Raw genomic sequence first — 16003 nt, 5'->3', positions numbered from 1 at the left:
AGGAGGGAATTATTAGTAGATGAATTTTTTAAAAAGATATATTATACCGAGGTTGATTCAATACTTTATTGTTATTTTCATTGGAATTACTGTAGTATTCCTAGTTCCAAGATTGACGCCCCTTGATCCTGTAGTAACAGTCTTAAATAGAATGACTGCTTATGGAGCTCAATATCTTGACCCTTCAGCTATAGAGAAACTTAAAGAAACGATGATGGAACTTTATGGATTAAAAGGTAATGTCTTAGAACAGTATTTAAAATTTTGGGGGAGACTTTTTAAAGGAGATTTTGGACCTTCCCTTTCTATCTTTCCAACTCCTGTAATATCAATTATTATGAATTCTTTGCCATGGACTGCAGGCCTTCTTATTACTGTAGCTTTGCTTTCTTGGATTATAGGAAACATCCTTGGTGGGCTTGCGGGATATTATGGTGATAGAAATTGGGCAAAGATTCTTGGGCTTTTAGCCATGACAATATATCCAATTCCATATTATATTATGGCTTTAGTACTTCTTATTCTTTTTGCCTATGTATTTCCACTGTTTCCTATGACAGGTGGATATAGTGTTGGTTTGACTCCTTCTTTTTCTTTGGAATTTATATTAAATGTACTGAAACATGCCTTTTTACCAGCTCTTTCTCTTATTCTTATAGGTATCGGTTGGTGGTTTTTAAGTATGAGGTCTTTGACTTCTACTATTGTTTCCGACGATTATGTGGTTTATGCTCAGATTATGGGGATTCCATCCCGAAGAATACTTTTTCAGTATGTAATGAGAAATGCCCTTTTACCTCAAATAACTAATCTTGCTCTTCAGATTGGAGGTATATTTAGTGGCTCACTGATAACGGAGACTGTTTTTTCTTATCCGGGGCTTGGTCAAATGTTATATATGGCTATCAATAATGGAGATTATAACTTAATTATGGGAATTGCAGTGTTTTCTATTGTAGGAATTGCTACAGCAGCTTTATTGATAGATTTATTATATCCTTTATTTGATCCTCGGGTCAGGTATAGATGAGGAGGTAAAAGTAATGTTCTTAGTTATAAAAGATCTTTATAAAAGTGATAAAAAATTTGCCTTTGGATTTACTGTTCTGATGATATTAATTTTCTTAGCTTTAATTTCTTTTTTGTCTCCCTATGATCCAAAACTTTGGAATGTGGCTCCCAAGAATCTTCCTCCTTCTTTTAAGTATATATTAGGTACAAATTCTATGGGACAGGATATATTTTGGAATTTGACCCATGCTATTAAAAACTCTCTTTTCTTAGGTTCTCTTACTGCTGTTATTTCCATATTTGTTGGTACTTTGGTTGGACTTGTTGCTGGATATTTAGGGGGAAGAACAGATAGAATTTTAATGTCTATTAATGATAGTTTTATTGTAATTCCAAGCTTGCCTATACTAATTCTCATCTCTTCTATAATCAAGCAGCATATAAGTATAGTTTTAATTGCCGTGATTTTATCTTTGTTCTCTTGGCCCTGGGGAGGAAGGCAAGTGAGGTCCATAGTCTTAGGTCTTAGGGAGAGAGAATTTACCTATACTGCTAATTTTTCTGGTATGGATACCTTAAAGATTGTACTTACTGAACATTTGCCTTTTGTTATACCATGGGTAATGGCTAACTTTATAAATACAATTTTATGGGCTATAGGAATGGAAACTACCCTTGCCATATATGGACTTTCCAGTTTAGAAACTCCCACCATAGGAACCACTATATATTGGGCTCTTCAATATCAAGCCCTTTTGAGGGGTATATGGTGGTGGATTTTTACTCCTGTTCTTATAGCTATTCTACTCTTTATAGCTTTATACCTTCTTTCAGTGAGTATAAGTAATTACTTAGATCCAAGAACTAGGCTTCAAAGAATGAGGATGAAAGAAGGAGGCTTAGAAGCTTAAATGGAGGTTTTAAGGATAGAGAATCTAAGGGCTTATTATGTAACTTCTTTGTATGGAGTTGAAAGAAGGGTAAGGGCAGTGGATAATGTAAATCTTGAGGTTTTAGAGAACGAGATTCTTGGTATTGCTGGAGAATCGGGTTGTGGTAAAAGTACTCTCCTTAAGACTATGATTGGTCTTATAAAACCACCTCTTACAGTTCTTGATGGCAAAATCTTATACAAGTTTAATGGAGAAGAGATAGATATAATTTCTAAAAAAGATGAAATAACTAGCTTAAAGTGGAAAGTGTTCTCTTATGTACCTCAAGGATCCATGAGTGTGCTTAATCCAACCCGAAAGATTATAAAAACCTTTGAGGATTTATTAAAAGTACATCTTAAAATTGAGGATAAAGGGGAGATAAGGAAAATTTCTGAAGAACATTTAAAGGCCTTAGGGCTCCCTTCGGAAGTTTTAAATTCATATCCTCACCAACTTTCAGGAGGCATGAGACAAAGGGTTACAATTGCTTTAAGTACTATTTTGAAACCGAAAGTAATTATTGCTGATGAGGCAACTACAGCTCTTGACGTGGTAGTTCAAAGAGGGGTTATTCAGCTTTTAAAGAAGATTCAATCTGAATTTAAAAACAGTATTGTGATAGTTACTCATGATATGGGGGTTCATGCTAATATTGCTGATCGAATCGTTATTATGTATGCGGGAAAAATTTTAGAGATAGGATCAGCACGGGACATTTTTAAGAATCCCCTTCATCCTTATACTAAATATCTTATTGAATCTCTCCCTAAAATTGGAGATAAGAGTTTAAGAAAAAGTGTTCCTGGAGCTCCCCCTTCTTTATTGAACCCTCCTAAGGGTTGTAGATTTCATCCAAGATGCAACATGGCTATGGAGATATGTAAGAAAGAGGTTCCTGCTCTTGTAGATGTGAAAAATGGACATAAAGTAGCTTGTTTTTTACACAGTAAGGAGGCTGAAATTCATGAATGAACAAGAATACTTACTTTATGTGAAAGATTTAACGAAGGTATTTATCATAGGAGGTAGATTCTTAGGAGTGAAACTTGTGGCTGTCAATAAGGAGAGTTTTAGTATTTTAAAAGACAGACCAGAAATTTTTACTATTGCGGGGGAAACAGGTTCGGGTAAGACTACTCTTGCACGTATGATATTAGGGCTTCTTGAGCCCACATCAGGGGAAATCCTGTATAAGGGAGTAAATATAGCTAAGTTAAACTCAAAAAAAGAAAGAAAGGCTTTTATGAAGGAAGTTCAACCCATATTTCAAAATCCCTTTGAGGCTTTTAATCCTCTAAAAAGGGTAGATTCTTATCTTTACGAAACTGCAGTAAATTTTGGAGTAGCAAATAACAAAAACGATGCTTCAGAAATAGTTAATAGGATACTTGAAGTTGTAGGGCTAAGTTTGAAAGAGATAGAAAAAAGATATCCTCATGAACTTTCTGGAGGACAGCTTCAAAGGGTTTCCATAGCAAGAGCCTTAATAACTACTCCCTCTCTGCTTGTAGCAGATGAACCTGTATCTATGGTAGATGCTTCTTTAAGAATGTCTATAGTGAATCTTTTTAAAGAATTAAAAGAAAACTTAGGAATTTCTGTTATATATATAACCCATGATTTAGCTACCGCATATTATATAAGCGATAGGATTGCCATAATGTATAGAGGAAATATAGTAGAAATGGGACCAGTAGAGAAGGTTATGTTGAATCCTCTTCACCCTTATACAAAACTGCTTATTGCATCAGTGCCTGAGGCAGACATTGATAAAAAGTGGACAGGAGAGATTAAACTTTCTACCCAAGAAGTAAAGGAATTTACAAAATTGGGTTGTAAATTCTCGGAAAGATGCGATGAAAGAGAAGATATTTGTATCAATGAGGAACCTAAAAAAGTCTTTGTGGATGATAGGTGGGTTATGTGTCATAAATTTGTAAAAAACTAATCTTAAATAGGGAGGTTTAGAGTTTATGGTAAAGATTGCTATTATAGGTGCTGGTAGTGTTTCTTTCTCTATGAAGCTTCTTCAAGATCTTAATTACTATAAGGATCTTTCTGGAAGTACCGTGGTATTTATGGATATAAATGAAGAGAGGTTAGAACTGGTTTATACCCTTGCAGAAAAATATATGAAGGAAACAGGGGCAAGATTAAATTTAGAAAAGACCACCGATAGAAAAAAGGCAATAGATGGGGCTGATTTCGTTATTAACGTGGTAAAAATAGGTGGCTATCATAATATGGAAAAGGAAAGAGAGATTGCAGAAAGCCTGGGATACTATAGAGGGTTTGGAGATAGGGTAAGCGATTATTATGGCGGATTTGCAGCTTATGAGCAATTAAAATTTATAAGGGAGCTTGCGAAGGATGTAGAAAAGTTAGCACCTAATGCTTGGTATATGCAGGTTTCAAACCCAGTATTTGAGGGAACAAACTTGGCCTTGAGAGAAACAGGTTTAAAAGTTGTGGGTTTCTGCCATGGATATTTAGAGCTATTTCATCTTATAAGGGTGCTTGGTCTTGATCCTAAGGATGTAGAGGAACAAGTAGCAGGATTTAATCATTCCATTTTCCTCACTAAATTTAAATATAAGGGAGAGAATGCTTATCCCTTAATAGATAAATGGATAGAAGAGGAAGCCCCAAAGCTTTGGAATTCTTACGAATATATGATATCTCCTTGGGAATATACTCAGCTTTCTCCGGCGAGTGTAGAGATGTATAGACTGTATGGTCTATTCCCCATAGGGGATACTCCCAGGGCAGTTTCACCATGGTGGTTCCATACTGATTTAAATGAGAAAAAGAAATGGTATCCTGCGGGAGGCCCTGATTCTGAAATAGGTTGGACTATGTATCTCTATGGTCTAAAACTGAGGCTTGCTCAAATGGAGAGATTAGCAAGAGATCCTAATGTCTCTATAGTAAAGGAACTTCCTGTAGAAGAGAGCATGGAATCCATAATTCCTTTTGTGGATGCGATAGTTAATAATCATAGGCGAAGGCTTGTATTAAATGTACCCAACCAAGGGGCAATTCCAGGGATTCCTGATGATGTAATAGTAGAGATTCCTGTATATGTGGATAAAAATGGGATAGAAAGAGAGAGGATAGAAAAAATTCCCTCAAGATTGATGCTCTATGTACTCATACCGAGATGGTTAAGAATGGAAAGAATACTTCAAGCTTTTCAAGAAGGAGATAGAACCAGTTTGCTACTTATGGTTATGGATGATCCAAGGACTAAGAGTTTTGAACAAGGCAAGAATTTGGTAGAGACTATTTTATCTCAGCCTTGGAATGAAGAGATGAATAAACATTATAAATGAGAAATGAGGGGAGATTTTTCTCCCCTCAAATTAATTATTTTAGGGTATAATATCCTCTAAAGATTAAAAGATAGGTACAGGAGGGAAAATGTTAGAAAAATTAGGGCTTATTTTTTCTTCTTTTAGTTATATTTTTCAAATTCCTTTTATTTTTTATTTAATTCTTAGGGTAAAAAAATTACGAATTAAGTTTATAGAGGATGATAAAGATAAAATAATTCTTGTCCTTTTATTTATATCAGGAGTTATAAGTTCTTTGCTTTCAAGTAAAAAGTTAGAAGCTTTTCTTGTCTCACTAATACCCTTCATCTTTGTAGGGTTTTATATCTTGGGGAAGGAAGGTTTAAAGGAAAGCAATAAAAATATTATTTATTACATTCTTTTAGGAAGCTCTATTCTTGGCTTTATTCTTTTTGTTTCAAGGATTTTTAATTTTTCTCTTTATATTTTAGAGTTCCCCATAGTAGATGGAAATGCTCCAAGGGGTTTAGTTTTAGGAGTAAAATCTCAAGGGCTTTCTTTGCTTTTGGAATTTGGAATTGTTTCTGGTATTGGACTTTTGGTATATTTTGAAAGGAATATAAGGGATATTTTGAAGATCTTACTTTTGCTTGTTTTTTGTATTTTGGGATTTATGATAACGGAGACCAGAGGGGGAATTTTGGGAATCTTGGTAGGGCTCATAGTTTTAATATCAAATAAAGAATTTTTAAACCAACTTAAGAGAAAATGGAAGTATGTACTTTTAATAGTTTTTTTATTTATCTTGGCTTTTTTTATATTTTTTAACCAATTCTATAATAAGTTAACTATTTCTTTACAAAAAGGCAGGCAAGGTTCTATTTATGAAAGGATTTACATCTACCTTGGCACATTAAGAATGATAAAGGATAATTTACTTTTTGGGGTTGGACCGGGTTGTTTTGTATATGAATACCCCAAATATGCTTTAAAGAACTTTCCATATGTCCCAGAATTTATTCTTGGAGAGCTTTCTCATGCTGTTACTACTCATAATATTTATTTTTATTTCTTATCGGGTTGGGGTATTATTGGCTCCTCTTTTTTCTTTTATTGGCTTTTTAAAAAGATATATAAAGGATTAAAATTTAATTATTCTTTGGATAAACATATTATTTTAGCAATTTTAATGGTATATTTTGGGCATGTTCTTCTTGATGATCTTTTCTCCATACATGTTCCTTTACTTATAGGCTTGTTGAATAGGAATAAGGAATATACTTTAGTATTGGATAAATAAAGGCTTATTTAGTTGAACTTTTGAAGGGTATTAGAGGATACTTTAACTTTTTTTGGCAATACCTTATGCTAATTATTCCTATTTTAACTCCCTTTAATCTAAAAACCTATGAAAAAGAGGTATAGTGGAGATAAATTTAGGATGATATTTGGGAGATGCTTGTTCCTTGAGAAATATTGCAGAAGGTGGTAGATGAAACTATTAAAGTTTACGAGGAAATTCTCTTTAATTCTTCTAAGTAAACTTTATTGAGTACTCCTGAGAGGAATATTTGGGATAAAGTATGATATCCTCTTTTTTCAGCCCACTCCCACCATTTATCAATATTTTTTTCATTTATTAATCCAAATAATCTTTGTATGAAGTTTCCTATTTCATATATTTTTCCAAGTTGTATCATCATTTTTACTTCTAAGATGGGGTGCTTTTTATAAAAATATAGTGCGGATTTTGCTCTTTCTTTTTCTTTGTTAAGAAGATACGGAAGATTTTTAAGATTTGGGGGAGTTTGAATATGCCATACTGTTACTTTTTCAGAGGTAATTTTGGGAATATTTAACTTCTTTATTCTTATTCCAAGTTCTAAATCCTCCCAGCCATAAAAAGTAAAATTTTCATCAAAAAAGCCAGCTTTTAATAAAATCTCCTTTGGAATACTGGCATTTCCTGTGGCAAAATAGGCAGAGGAGATATCTCTTAATTTAAATTTTTCTTCCCATGGTTTTTCCCAGTTATAGGTATTAATTACAGGTCCTTGTACGAGTATATTGAAGTTATTTTTCTTTTGAATTTCAAAATGATTTTTTAGAAAATTTTTTTTCACAAATATGTCGCTATCTATAAAGACCATTAATTTTCCTTTTGCAATTTCTATGGCTCTATTTCTTGCATAGGCGGGTCCTTTTCTTTCATTATTTTTTATGTACTTTAAATTTTTATATTTTCCTTGAAGTTCCTTTATGTATGAAGAGGTTTCATCTTCTGATCCATCATCTGAAACAATGATTTCATATTCCCCTTCAAAATCTTGATTCAATATGTTAGGGAGAGTTATTTCTAAGATTTTTTTTCTATTATATGTTGGTATTACTACACTTATATCCATAGATAGACCCCATTATAGCATAGGTTATGCTATACTAAAAACTATGAAAATTCTTGTAGTTGAAGATGATAGGAAAATATCTCATCTTTTAGAGTTAGAGCTTACCCACGAGGGGCACGAGGTAAAAGTTGTAGGAGATGGCTACGATGCCCTAATTGAGGTGGAAGATTTTAAGCCTGACGTAGTTATTCTTGATATTATGCTTCCAGGGCTTTCAGGAAAAGAGGTAGCAAAGAGGTTAAGGGACAAGTATCCTGATCTCGGAATAATAATGCTTACCGCTTTAGGAGATGTGAAGGATAAGGTAGAAGCTTTCAAATTAGGGGCTGATGATTATGTGGTTAAGCCCTTTAGTATAGAAGAGCTCCTTGCAAGAATTCAGGCAGTATCAAGAAGAAAAGAGAAAAAGGAAGAAATCATAAGTAAGCATGGAATTGAACTTTATGTGGATCAACATAGGGTATTTATAGATGGTAAAGAAGTTGAGCTATCTAAAACAGAATTTTCTCTTCTTTATCTTCTTCTCAAAAACGAGAATATTGTTCTTTCTAAGGAGAAGATTTTATCCTCCATATGGGGTGATTATGATGATGAGAGGGAAAATCTGGTAGAAGTATACATAAATTATTTAAGGAAAAAGTTGGGAGAAAGAGGTAAGTATATTAAGACCATAAGAGGAGTAGGATATTCCTTCAGAAAGGACTAATTATGAAGATTGCATGGAAAATCACTCTAATTTACACTGGAATTCTCATCTTCCTTATAAGTATTCTTTCTTTTCTTTTTTATATTCAGACGGAAAATGTTTTGATGGATGAAAATAAAAAGGATTTATATAGAACCTTTATGGGACTTGGAGTGGGTAGGGGATTTATGATGGGAAGAATGATGGGGGGAAGAATTTCTTCCTTTTATATTTCAGAGAAAGAAAATATAATTCAGGATCCTTTTAATTTAGGACTTGTAGAGAAAGAAGGATTATATCAGTCTCCTGATGGAAGTTATATTCTTGTGGTAAAAAGAAACAATTATTTTATTGGAAAAGATATAACTTCTACTATGACTGCTCTTGATCGTTTAAGGGAAACTTGTATTAGTATTGCCATATTAGGGGTAGTTCCATCCCTTCTTATTGGTTATTTCTTATCTCAAAGGATTCTCTTCCCTATTCGTAGGATTATAAGGGATGCTCGTTTAATTGATATAAAAAACCCAGGAAAAAGAGTAGAGCTTCCTTCTGCTAAGGATGAACTGTGGGAGTTGGCAAATACTCTTAATCTTCTATTTGATAGAATAGAGAAGGCGTATAAGAGGGAAGAAGAGTTTTCTTCTGATATTTCCCATGAATTAAAGACTCCTTTGACCTCTATTCTTGGATATATAAGAATGCTTAAAAGATGGGGTAAAGAAGATAAAAGGGTTTTGGATGAATCCTTAGATATATTAGAGAATGCTACATTGGATATGATAAATATGGTGGATACTCTCCTTAAGATATCAAGGGTTCCTGAAGAAATTGAGAAGGAGGATATAAATGTCAAGGAGTTTTTGGCTGAGATTTTAGAAAAGTATAAAAATATATATCCTGATTTTGATTTCAGGATATATGTAGAGGGTGACCCCATGGTAAAGACTTCTAAGAAGGTAATTGAAATTATTTTAGGAATTCTTATCGATAATGGAGTTAAAAATTCTCTTGATAAAAAAGAGATTTATATAGGTTATAGAGAGGGCAAGTTTTTTGTTAGAGATTTTGGAAAAGGAATTCCTGGGGAAGAAATACCAAAAATTTTTGAAAGATTTTATAAGTTGGATAAGTCAAGAAGCAGTAAAGGATATGGCTTAGGGCTTTCCCTTGCAAAAAAGCTTGCAGAAAGTATTGGATCTGATATTATAGTTGAGAGTAAGGAAGGAGAGGGGAGTATATTTTATATCAAAGTATGAAAAAAATAGTAATTCTACTAATTGTAGGATTGATATTTATATCAGGTTGTGCTCGGACAGTAACTCAAAGACCTAAAGGATATTTAGGAATTAGTATTTCTTTTTATAGGCCATTGATTTTGTCAATTGACGGATCTTATTATGCATTTATTATTGCTTTTAATGAAAACAATGTAATAACAGAGGACCCCAACACTTGGCAGTACTATATTGAGTATGATGGATTTAATCAAAAGTTTATGTGGGGAAGAAATGATTTTTCTTCCTATGGGACATTACTTAGTGGAAAGTTTTCTGAGGATGGAACAAATTTTTCTTTTAAAATCTCTCTAAATCTGTTCTCGAATGCTACTTCTCTTTATATGAAAATCTTTTATTTTGTGTATGATCCTTTTGTGTATGATCCTTTGCAAGGATTTAGGGATTTGTATTGGCAATATCCTGATTCTGATTCTGAGAGCATTAGAATAGATCTTTCCAATTATCCTTATAGCTATAATTCTGTCCTTACAGGGAATATAAATATAATTTCGGGATTAAGTCTATGGATCGAATAAGGTTGTTTTTTCTTTTTATTGCCATAATTTTATATATCCTTTCTTATCCTCCCTTCAACATTTCTTTTCTTATCTTCTTTACTCTTGTTCCTCTCTTTTCTTTGCTTCCTAAGTTTTCCACAAAAGAAGCCTTTATCTATGGGTTTTTATATGGTTTTGGTTTTTATGGAGTTAATTTTTATTGGATCCCTGATTTGGTTTCCAAATTTGCTAATCTTGGAGTTGGAATATTTGCTAATCTTCTTCTTATCTCTTATCTTTCTTCCTATTATGGAATTTTTCTTTGGGGGTGCAAAAAGAAGGAGAATTCTATACTTTTTCCAGCTTTTTTTATGGTGCTTCTTCAATGGATAAGATCTCATGGACCCCTTGCCTTCAATTGGGGATCTTTGGGAGAACCTATGGTAAATATTCTTCCTATTCTTCAGTGGGCAAGTGTGTTAGGAGAATTAGGGCTTTCTTTCTTTGTAGTGCTTGTTAATTCTCTTATTTCAAGATGGAAAAATTTGAAATTTATTAGAAAAACAGCTTTTGCTCTTTCTTTGGTTTTAATCTTTCTCATTGGCTTTTTAATGATGGGGGAATCTGAAGGTAAATATAAAGTTGGAGCTGTTCAAGGAAATTATGACAGTTTTTCTAAGTATTTTTACACTGATATTTATGATCAATTTAAGGTACACAGAGATTTGGCTTTAAAGCTCCCTGATAATTTGGACCTTATGGTCTTTGCAGAGAGTGTTCTTTTTTGTTATCTCAATGAATATCCTCAATATTTGATAAGTTTGAGGGAGCTTTCAGAAAAAAAGAATACTCCAGTTTTAATCGGGGCCTTAGAGAAAAGGGAAGATAAAATATATAATTCTGCCTATCTTATCACCCAGGATGGAAAATATATAACTCATAAAAAATCTCAATTGGTGCCTTTTGTTGAGGAGGTACCATTTCCATTTAACTTTATCATACCAGAGTATTTTAAGGGCTTAATAGGAAATTATAATAGAGGTCCTGGATTTACTCCTCTCCCTTTGAAGGAAAAGTTTATTGGGGTCCTTATATGTTTTGAGTCCTTATTTTCAGATCTCGCAAGAGAACTTTCCCAAAAGGGCAGTAATTTTCTTGTAGTGATAACAAATGATGGTTGGTTTGAGGGAACTCCTGCAGTATATCAGCACAGGAATCAATCCCTTTTGAGAGCAGTAGAAAATAGAATTTCTCTTGTTCAGGTAGCAAATACTGGAATTACCTTTTTTGTGGATCCTTTTGGAAGGGTATTGAAGGAAAGTAGAGAGGGAGAAAGAAATGTTTATGTTGCTAATTTGCCTAAGAAAATATTTTCTATTTATACCATCTGGGGAGATCTCCCTATCTTTATAGGATTTATTATCTTTCTTTTGATAAAATTAATAATAGAATGAAGAGGATAATACTTCTTGGAATATTTATATTAGTAGGACTTGTGGCATGGGGGACAAGTTATTATTTTGTTCCTTTAGAAAAGGAAGTTTCAAATACTAATTTAGAAAAAGCAGGTATATATGCTGAGAAGGTATATTTAAAGGGTAGGAGTGAGGGAAATCTTTCTTGGGAGGTTTCAGCAGATAATTTAAATATTGATCTTAATTATAAACACTTTGTCTTTGAAGGAGATGTAAAGGGAAAGGTATATAGAGATAAAAAACTTTCTCTTTTAATAATCACTAAAAGGGCAGAAATAGATAGGGATAAAAATATACTTAAGATTCCTACAGAACTTCATTTTGAAACAGAAGATGGTTTTAAAGGGATTGCTCCAGAGGGTATTTGGTATTTTGACACTGGGATATTTATGAGCACAAAGGGAAGGGTAAAATTTGAGAAAGTGGGAGAATTTAAGGCAGAAGCTGATATGTTTGTCTTTGATACCAATAAAGGAAAGGCTGAGTTTGAAGGTAATGTGGTTATTGAGACTTATTATTAGAGGAGGTTAATATGAAAAGGTTAATTTGTATTTTAATGATAGCAATTTTAATCATGACCTCTGCTTTTTCTCAGACTAAAAATCCTGTGAAGATTACTGCTCAAAAGATTTCTTATGATTATGGAAAGAAGACTACTCGTGCAGAAGGAAATGTGGTAGTAATTTATAAGCCAGGGCAAGATGATGAGACAAGAATTACTGCAACTTTAGTATTTTACAATCAGGATACTAATGTAGTTGAGGCTCCAGGTAAGGTAAATATATCCCAGAGGGATTTAAGTATAGTGGGAGAAGACTTAAAGGTAGATTTGAAGAAGGAAACTCTTGAACTTAAGAAAAATGTAAATATGGTGCTTCAGAGGAAAGTGGATAATAAAGTTGAAATTACTAAACTTTTTTCCCAGAGTGTGGTTTATTCATTAAAAAACAAGACAGGGAATATGATAGGTGGTGTAAGAATTGAGAGGGAGGATTTAACGGTTTCAGCAAATAGTGCTGATTTTGATACCGATAAGGAAATTTATACCTTTGTAGATAATGTGAAAATGATGGATAAAGATAAAAATGAGATAAATTGTAAAAGGCTTGTAGTCTATGTAAAGGACAAGGTAGTTGTGGCAGAAGGAAACATTGACACTACTTTCTATGTAACCGAATGAGTATGCATATAAAAACCTATCATAAATATATATTCAGTGAAATATTGGGACCATTTTTTTTAGGAATTTTTGGATTCATCTTGGTAATGTTGATCCAAATTCTTTATGAATTTTCAGACTTCATTATTATGAGAAGAGTAAGTTTTGAGGTTGTTCTAAAACTTCTTTATTATAAGATTCCATCCCTATTTGTTTTCGTTATACCTGTATCTTTGCTTTTTGCTATCATTTTTTCCTTTGGACGACTTATGAGAGATGGCGAGATTTTTGCCATGAGATCAAGTGGCATATATTTTTTAAGTCTTACTTTAACTCCTCTTTTGTTCTCTATCCTTCTTTCTCTTATTCTTTGGTTTTTCACTTATTCTCTTATTCCTGAATCCAATTATAGATCTAATAGACTGATCCAGAAATATTTCTTTTTAAATCCTGCACCTATAAAGGGAGAGAATGTATTTTTCCATGACGAAGAAGGAAGATATTATTATGTAAAGAAGATAATAGAAAATAGGAATGTTATGCAAAATGTATTGGTTTTTGACACCTCATCCTCTAATAAGTATCCTATAATCTATACAGCAGAGGAGGCCATATGGAATAGGGATTCTCTTATATTGAAAAATGGAGTAGTTCACCATCTTGGGGATGATTCCTTTGTGGTATGGGAAGGAAAGTTTGAAGAGTTTAAAATAAATCTTCCTCAAGATTTTATGTATATCTTTTATAGGGATAGAACTCCTCAGGAAATGCCAACAAATGAGCTTAAGAAAAGAATTAACGTATATAAAAAGGCAGGAATATCTGCAAGATCCTACTTAGTGGAAGATTATCTTAGAATTGCCCAAAGTATAGCAGTGCCTATTTTTGCTCTTATGGGATTTAGTGTGATCCTCCTTACAGGGAGAGGAGGAAGGTTGTGGGGTACTGCTTTTAGCATAATTATTGCCTTCTTTTATTATGGGTTCAATATTATAGCAAGATCCTTTGGGGAATATGCGGTTTTTTCACCTTTTCTTTCTGCTTGGCTTCCTAATATAACCCTTGGAAGTTTAAGTTTGGGGGTGTTCATATGGAAGGTAAGAAAGTGGTAAAATTTCTTCTTTTTATATTATTAATATTCTTGTTTGTTTCTCAAATTGCTTTTTCTCAGGAGTCTTCTTGGAAGATAAAGGCAGAAAAGATTTCTTTTAACTGGGAATCTCAAGAATTTGAGGCAGAAGGAAAGGTAGAGTTTTTAGGAAAAGATATATGGTTAAAGGCGGATTATATTAAAGGGAATGTGAAAGAAGGATTTTTTGAGGCAAAGAAAAATGTAACCTTTAAGGATAAAAATGGAGAATTTAGTGCAGAATATATGGAGTACTATTATAAAGAAGAAAAAGCATTTATAAAAAGTGTAAAAGTTACATATCCTGTTTCAGAAAGTGAAGAAAAAATGTACATAAAAGGAGAGGAGGTTAAATGGGAAAAGGGTAATGTGGATCTAAAAAAAGGTAATTTTACTACTTGCTCTTATGAAAAACCTCACTATTACATTTCTTCATCGCAGATTGAATATTTCCCTAATGACAAGATAATTTTTATAAATGTGCTATTTTGGTTAAGATTTCCTTATCCCTATTTTTATATACCCATCTTTTATGTACCCTATTATGTTCTTCCTCTTACAAAGGAACCATCACCTTTCCCTCAATTTGGTCATGATCCTAACTTAGGACTCTATTTCTCTTATCCTTTTACCTATTCTTTATGGGGACTTCCTGGAGTCTTAACTTTTCTAATCTCTCAAAATCAAGGAGTTCAGTTTACTTTAAATCAAAAATATCACTTTCCTAATTTATCAGGAAGCATTGATTCTTATTATTTATACAACTATCTTTATAATACGGATCAATTTAAATTCTCTCTCTCAGGCATATATAAACCTTCTTCAAATTTTTCTCTTAGTTTTAATACTAATTATCTTCTTTATCCCTATTCTCAAAATTACTCTCTTCAAAGTTCATCTCAATTAACATATACTCAAGGTTCTTTTAGATCAAATATAAGGACAAATTATAATAAAACCCCTTCTCAAGATAATTTTAATACTACCATTAACTCATCAATTAAGCTGGGTAGTAAGACTAATCTTTCCACAAACATAATTTATAACTCTTTAAATATTTTGGGGAATAATAGAGAAGATCTACAGGGAAATGTAAAGTTTGAATTTAATGACCAAGGACAAATTCTCTATGTATTTGCTAATAATCGTTGGACTAATGTCTCGGATTTTCTTTTAAAAAAGCTTCCTGAGATTTATTATGGGAGAGATTTCAATCTTTTAGGTACCCCATCTAAAATTGAATTTCTTTTTGGCAATTATATTGAGCCTTCTTATCCCTTTACTATAAAAACATGGAAATTAGGATATTACTTAAGTTTCTCCCCCAAGTTTAATCTTTCTTTCATGAATATAAATACTAACATGGGATATAAACAGGAATTTTATGGGACCCAAGATGCAAGATATATTCTATATGCTAATCTTTCTTCAAACTATAAATTTTCCCCAATTTTGTCTGGAACAATTGCTTATAATTTTCAATGGTTAGGAAAAGATATTCTTACAGGAGAATTAGGAAATTCTCCTTTTTATTTTGATTATCTCTCCAATTTAAACAACTTAAATCTTACTTTAAATTTAGGGACACCAGATATCGGATTAAGTTTGCAGGAATCCTATAACTTTATAACCAAGACGCTTTCTCCTCTTTCTATATCTGGTTTAATAAGATCAGGAAATACTTTTGTTTTAACTTTAAGGACTTCTTTCAATTTTTCTACTCTGAAATTAAATCCTATATTTCTTCAAGGTACTATTCAATATCCATGGTTTTCCTTAGGATTTGGAAGCTTATATGATATCAACTTAGGAATGTTTCAAAGGCTTGATTATAGGCTAACTTTTAAAATAACTGGAGATTGGCATTATGCAGGAAATATCACCCTAACTGGCTACTATCTTCCCTCTACAGGAAATACCCTTTATTCTCTTTCTCTTAACAAAGATCTTCACTGCTTTAATGCAAAACTTATTTATTACTTCTCTTCTCGGAGTTTTCAATTTAGCTTATCTCTAAAGGCATTTCCTACAAAGGGAATTGAATTTATAGGAAAACCAGAAGGTTTTACTCTTCTTCCAAGTTTCTAAAATATCTGGTATAATTTGAATTAAAAATAAATTTTAATAGGGGGAA

The 16003-nt window shown here is 32.6% G+C and carries 15 protein-coding genes; 14 read left to right on the top strand and 1 reads right to left on the bottom strand.

All coding sequences use genetic code 11. The features are described from left to right. Positions 1-19 precede the first annotated feature (19 nt). The 6 genes from DTUR_RS00800 (at position 20) to DTUR_RS00775 (ending at position 6539) form a co-directional block, all read left to right on the top strand. Positions 20-1030 carry an ABC transporter permease gene (locus tag DTUR_RS00800; RefSeq protein ID WP_012582577.1) on the top strand — a complete coding sequence of 337 codons (1011 nt, stop codon included), beginning with the start codon at positions 20-22 and terminating at the stop codon, positions 1028-1030. A 13-nt stretch (positions 1031-1043) separates the two neighbouring features. After that, the gene (locus tag DTUR_RS00795) at positions 1044-1922 is read left to right on the top strand and encodes an ABC transporter permease (RefSeq protein WP_012582576.1); all 879 of its coding nucleotides are present in this window, start codon (positions 1044-1046) and stop codon (positions 1920-1922) included. Continuing rightward, complete coding sequence (locus DTUR_RS00790) at positions 1923-2918, top strand: ABC transporter ATP-binding protein (RefSeq protein ID WP_012582575.1); 996 nt, start codon at positions 1923-1925, stop codon at positions 2916-2918. After that, on the top strand, positions 2911-3894 hold the full coding sequence (locus tag DTUR_RS00785; protein WP_012582574.1) for an ABC transporter ATP-binding protein: 984 nt from the start codon (positions 2911-2913) through the stop codon (positions 3892-3894). Before DTUR_RS00790 ends, DTUR_RS00785 begins: the two co-directional genes overlap by 8 nt. Positions 3895-3919: 25 nt before the next feature. After that, complete coding sequence (locus DTUR_RS00780; RefSeq protein WP_012582573.1) at positions 3920-5278, top strand: alpha-glucosidase/alpha-galactosidase; 1359 nt, start codon at positions 3920-3922, stop codon at positions 5276-5278. A gap of 88 nt (positions 5279-5366) precedes the next feature. Next, complete coding sequence (locus DTUR_RS00775; protein ID WP_012582572.1) at positions 5367-6539, top strand: O-antigen ligase family protein; 1173 nt, start codon at positions 5367-5369, stop codon at positions 6537-6539. Between the two features lie 208 nt (positions 6540-6747). Here DTUR_RS00775 and DTUR_RS00770 read toward each other — a convergent pair whose 3' ends face one another. Further along, a complete protein-coding gene (locus DTUR_RS00770; RefSeq protein WP_012582571.1) occupies positions 6748-7644 on the bottom strand; it encodes a glycosyltransferase family 2 protein in 897 nt (298 codons plus the stop codon). A 43-nt stretch (positions 7645-7687) separates the two neighbouring features. On the opposite strand from DTUR_RS00770, the gene DTUR_RS00765 reads away from it, so the two are divergent. The 8 genes from DTUR_RS00765 to DTUR_RS00730 are packed head-to-tail and all read left to right on the top strand — an operon-like array spanning position 7688 to position 15957. After that, positions 7688-8350, top strand: a complete 663-nt coding sequence (locus tag DTUR_RS00765) for a response regulator transcription factor (protein ID WP_012582570.1) — start codon at positions 7688-7690, stop codon at positions 8348-8350. A 2-nt stretch (positions 8351-8352) separates the two neighbouring features. Then, a complete protein-coding gene (locus DTUR_RS00760; protein ID WP_012582569.1) occupies positions 8353-9588 on the top strand; it encodes a HAMP domain-containing sensor histidine kinase in 1236 nt (411 codons plus the stop codon). After that, entirely contained in the window at positions 9585-10145 is a 561-nt protein-coding gene (locus DTUR_RS00755; RefSeq protein WP_012582568.1) for a lipoprotein, read from the top strand. Before DTUR_RS00760 ends, DTUR_RS00755 begins: the two co-directional genes overlap by 4 nt. Beyond that, positions 10133-11560, top strand: coding sequence for an apolipoprotein N-acyltransferase (lnt, locus tag DTUR_RS00750; protein ID WP_012582567.1), 1428 nt, complete (start codon positions 10133-10135; stop codon positions 11558-11560). Before DTUR_RS00755 ends, lnt begins: the two co-directional genes overlap by 13 nt. Then, positions 11557-12102 carry a hypothetical protein gene (locus tag DTUR_RS00745; protein ID WP_012582566.1) on the top strand — a complete coding sequence of 182 codons (546 nt, stop codon included), beginning with the start codon at positions 11557-11559 and terminating at the stop codon, positions 12100-12102. The genes lnt and DTUR_RS00745 overlap by 4 nt, the downstream gene beginning before the upstream one ends. Positions 12103-12113: 11 nt before the next feature. Continuing rightward, a complete protein-coding gene (gene lptC / locus DTUR_RS00740; protein ID WP_012582565.1) occupies positions 12114-12761 on the top strand; it encodes an LPS export ABC transporter periplasmic protein LptC in 648 nt (215 codons plus the stop codon). Continuing rightward, entirely contained in the window at positions 12758-13852 is a 1095-nt protein-coding gene (locus DTUR_RS00735) for an LptF/LptG family permease (RefSeq protein ID WP_012582564.1), read from the top strand. The genes lptC and DTUR_RS00735 overlap by 4 nt, the downstream gene beginning before the upstream one ends. Next, entirely contained in the window at positions 13831-15957 is a 2127-nt protein-coding gene (locus DTUR_RS00730; protein WP_012582563.1) for an LPS-assembly protein LptD, read from the top strand. Before DTUR_RS00735 ends, DTUR_RS00730 begins: the two co-directional genes overlap by 22 nt. Positions 15958-16003 lie beyond the last annotated feature (46 nt).

Origin of the sequence: Dictyoglomus turgidum DSM 6724, assembly GCF_000021645.1 — a bacterium.
In the GTDB taxonomy this organism is placed as follows: Bacteria; Dictyoglomota; Dictyoglomia; order Dictyoglomales; family Dictyoglomaceae; genus Dictyoglomus; species Dictyoglomus turgidum.
Note: the sequence above shows the minus strand (reverse complement) of the source record. Positions and strands in the feature narration are given on the sequence as shown.

Coding starts and splice junctions, on each gene's coding strand:
- DTUR_RS00785 (WP_012582574.1), top strand. CDS start 2,911: ATGAATGAACAAGAATACTTACTTTATGTGAAAGATTTAACGAAGGTA.
- DTUR_RS00795 (WP_012582576.1), top strand. CDS start 1,044: ATGTTCTTAGTTATAAAAGATCTTTATAAAAGTGATAAAAAATTTGCC.
- DTUR_RS00775 (WP_012582572.1), top strand. CDS start 5,367: ATGTTAGAAAAATTAGGGCTTATTTTTTCTTCTTTTAGTTATATTTTT.
- DTUR_RS00735 (WP_012582564.1), top strand. CDS start 12,758: ATGAGTATGCATATAAAAACCTATCATAAATATATATTCAGTGAAATA.
- lnt (WP_012582567.1), top strand. CDS start 10,133: ATGGATCGAATAAGGTTGTTTTTTCTTTTTATTGCCATAATTTTATAT.
- DTUR_RS00755 (WP_012582568.1), top strand. CDS start 9,585: ATGAAAAAAATAGTAATTCTACTAATTGTAGGATTGATATTTATATCA.
- DTUR_RS00790 (WP_012582575.1), top strand. CDS start 1,923: ATGGAGGTTTTAAGGATAGAGAATCTAAGGGCTTATTATGTAACTTCT.
- DTUR_RS00760 (WP_012582569.1), top strand. CDS start 8,353: ATGAAGATTGCATGGAAAATCACTCTAATTTACACTGGAATTCTCATC.
- DTUR_RS00765 (WP_012582570.1), top strand. CDS start 7,688: ATGAAAATTCTTGTAGTTGAAGATGATAGGAAAATATCTCATCTTTTA.
- DTUR_RS00730 (WP_012582563.1), top strand. CDS start 13,831: ATGGAAGGTAAGAAAGTGGTAAAATTTCTTCTTTTTATATTATTAATA.
- DTUR_RS00770 (WP_012582571.1), bottom strand. CDS start 7,644: ATGGATATAAGTGTAGTAATACCAACATATAATAGAAAAAAAATCTTA.
- DTUR_RS00800 (WP_012582577.1), top strand. CDS start 20: ATGAATTTTTTAAAAAGATATATTATACCGAGGTTGATTCAATACTTT.
- DTUR_RS00745 (WP_012582566.1), top strand. CDS start 11,557: ATGAAGAGGATAATACTTCTTGGAATATTTATATTAGTAGGACTTGTG.
- lptC (WP_012582565.1), top strand. CDS start 12,114: ATGAAAAGGTTAATTTGTATTTTAATGATAGCAATTTTAATCATGACC.
- DTUR_RS00780 (WP_012582573.1), top strand. CDS start 3,920: ATGGTAAAGATTGCTATTATAGGTGCTGGTAGTGTTTCTTTCTCTATG.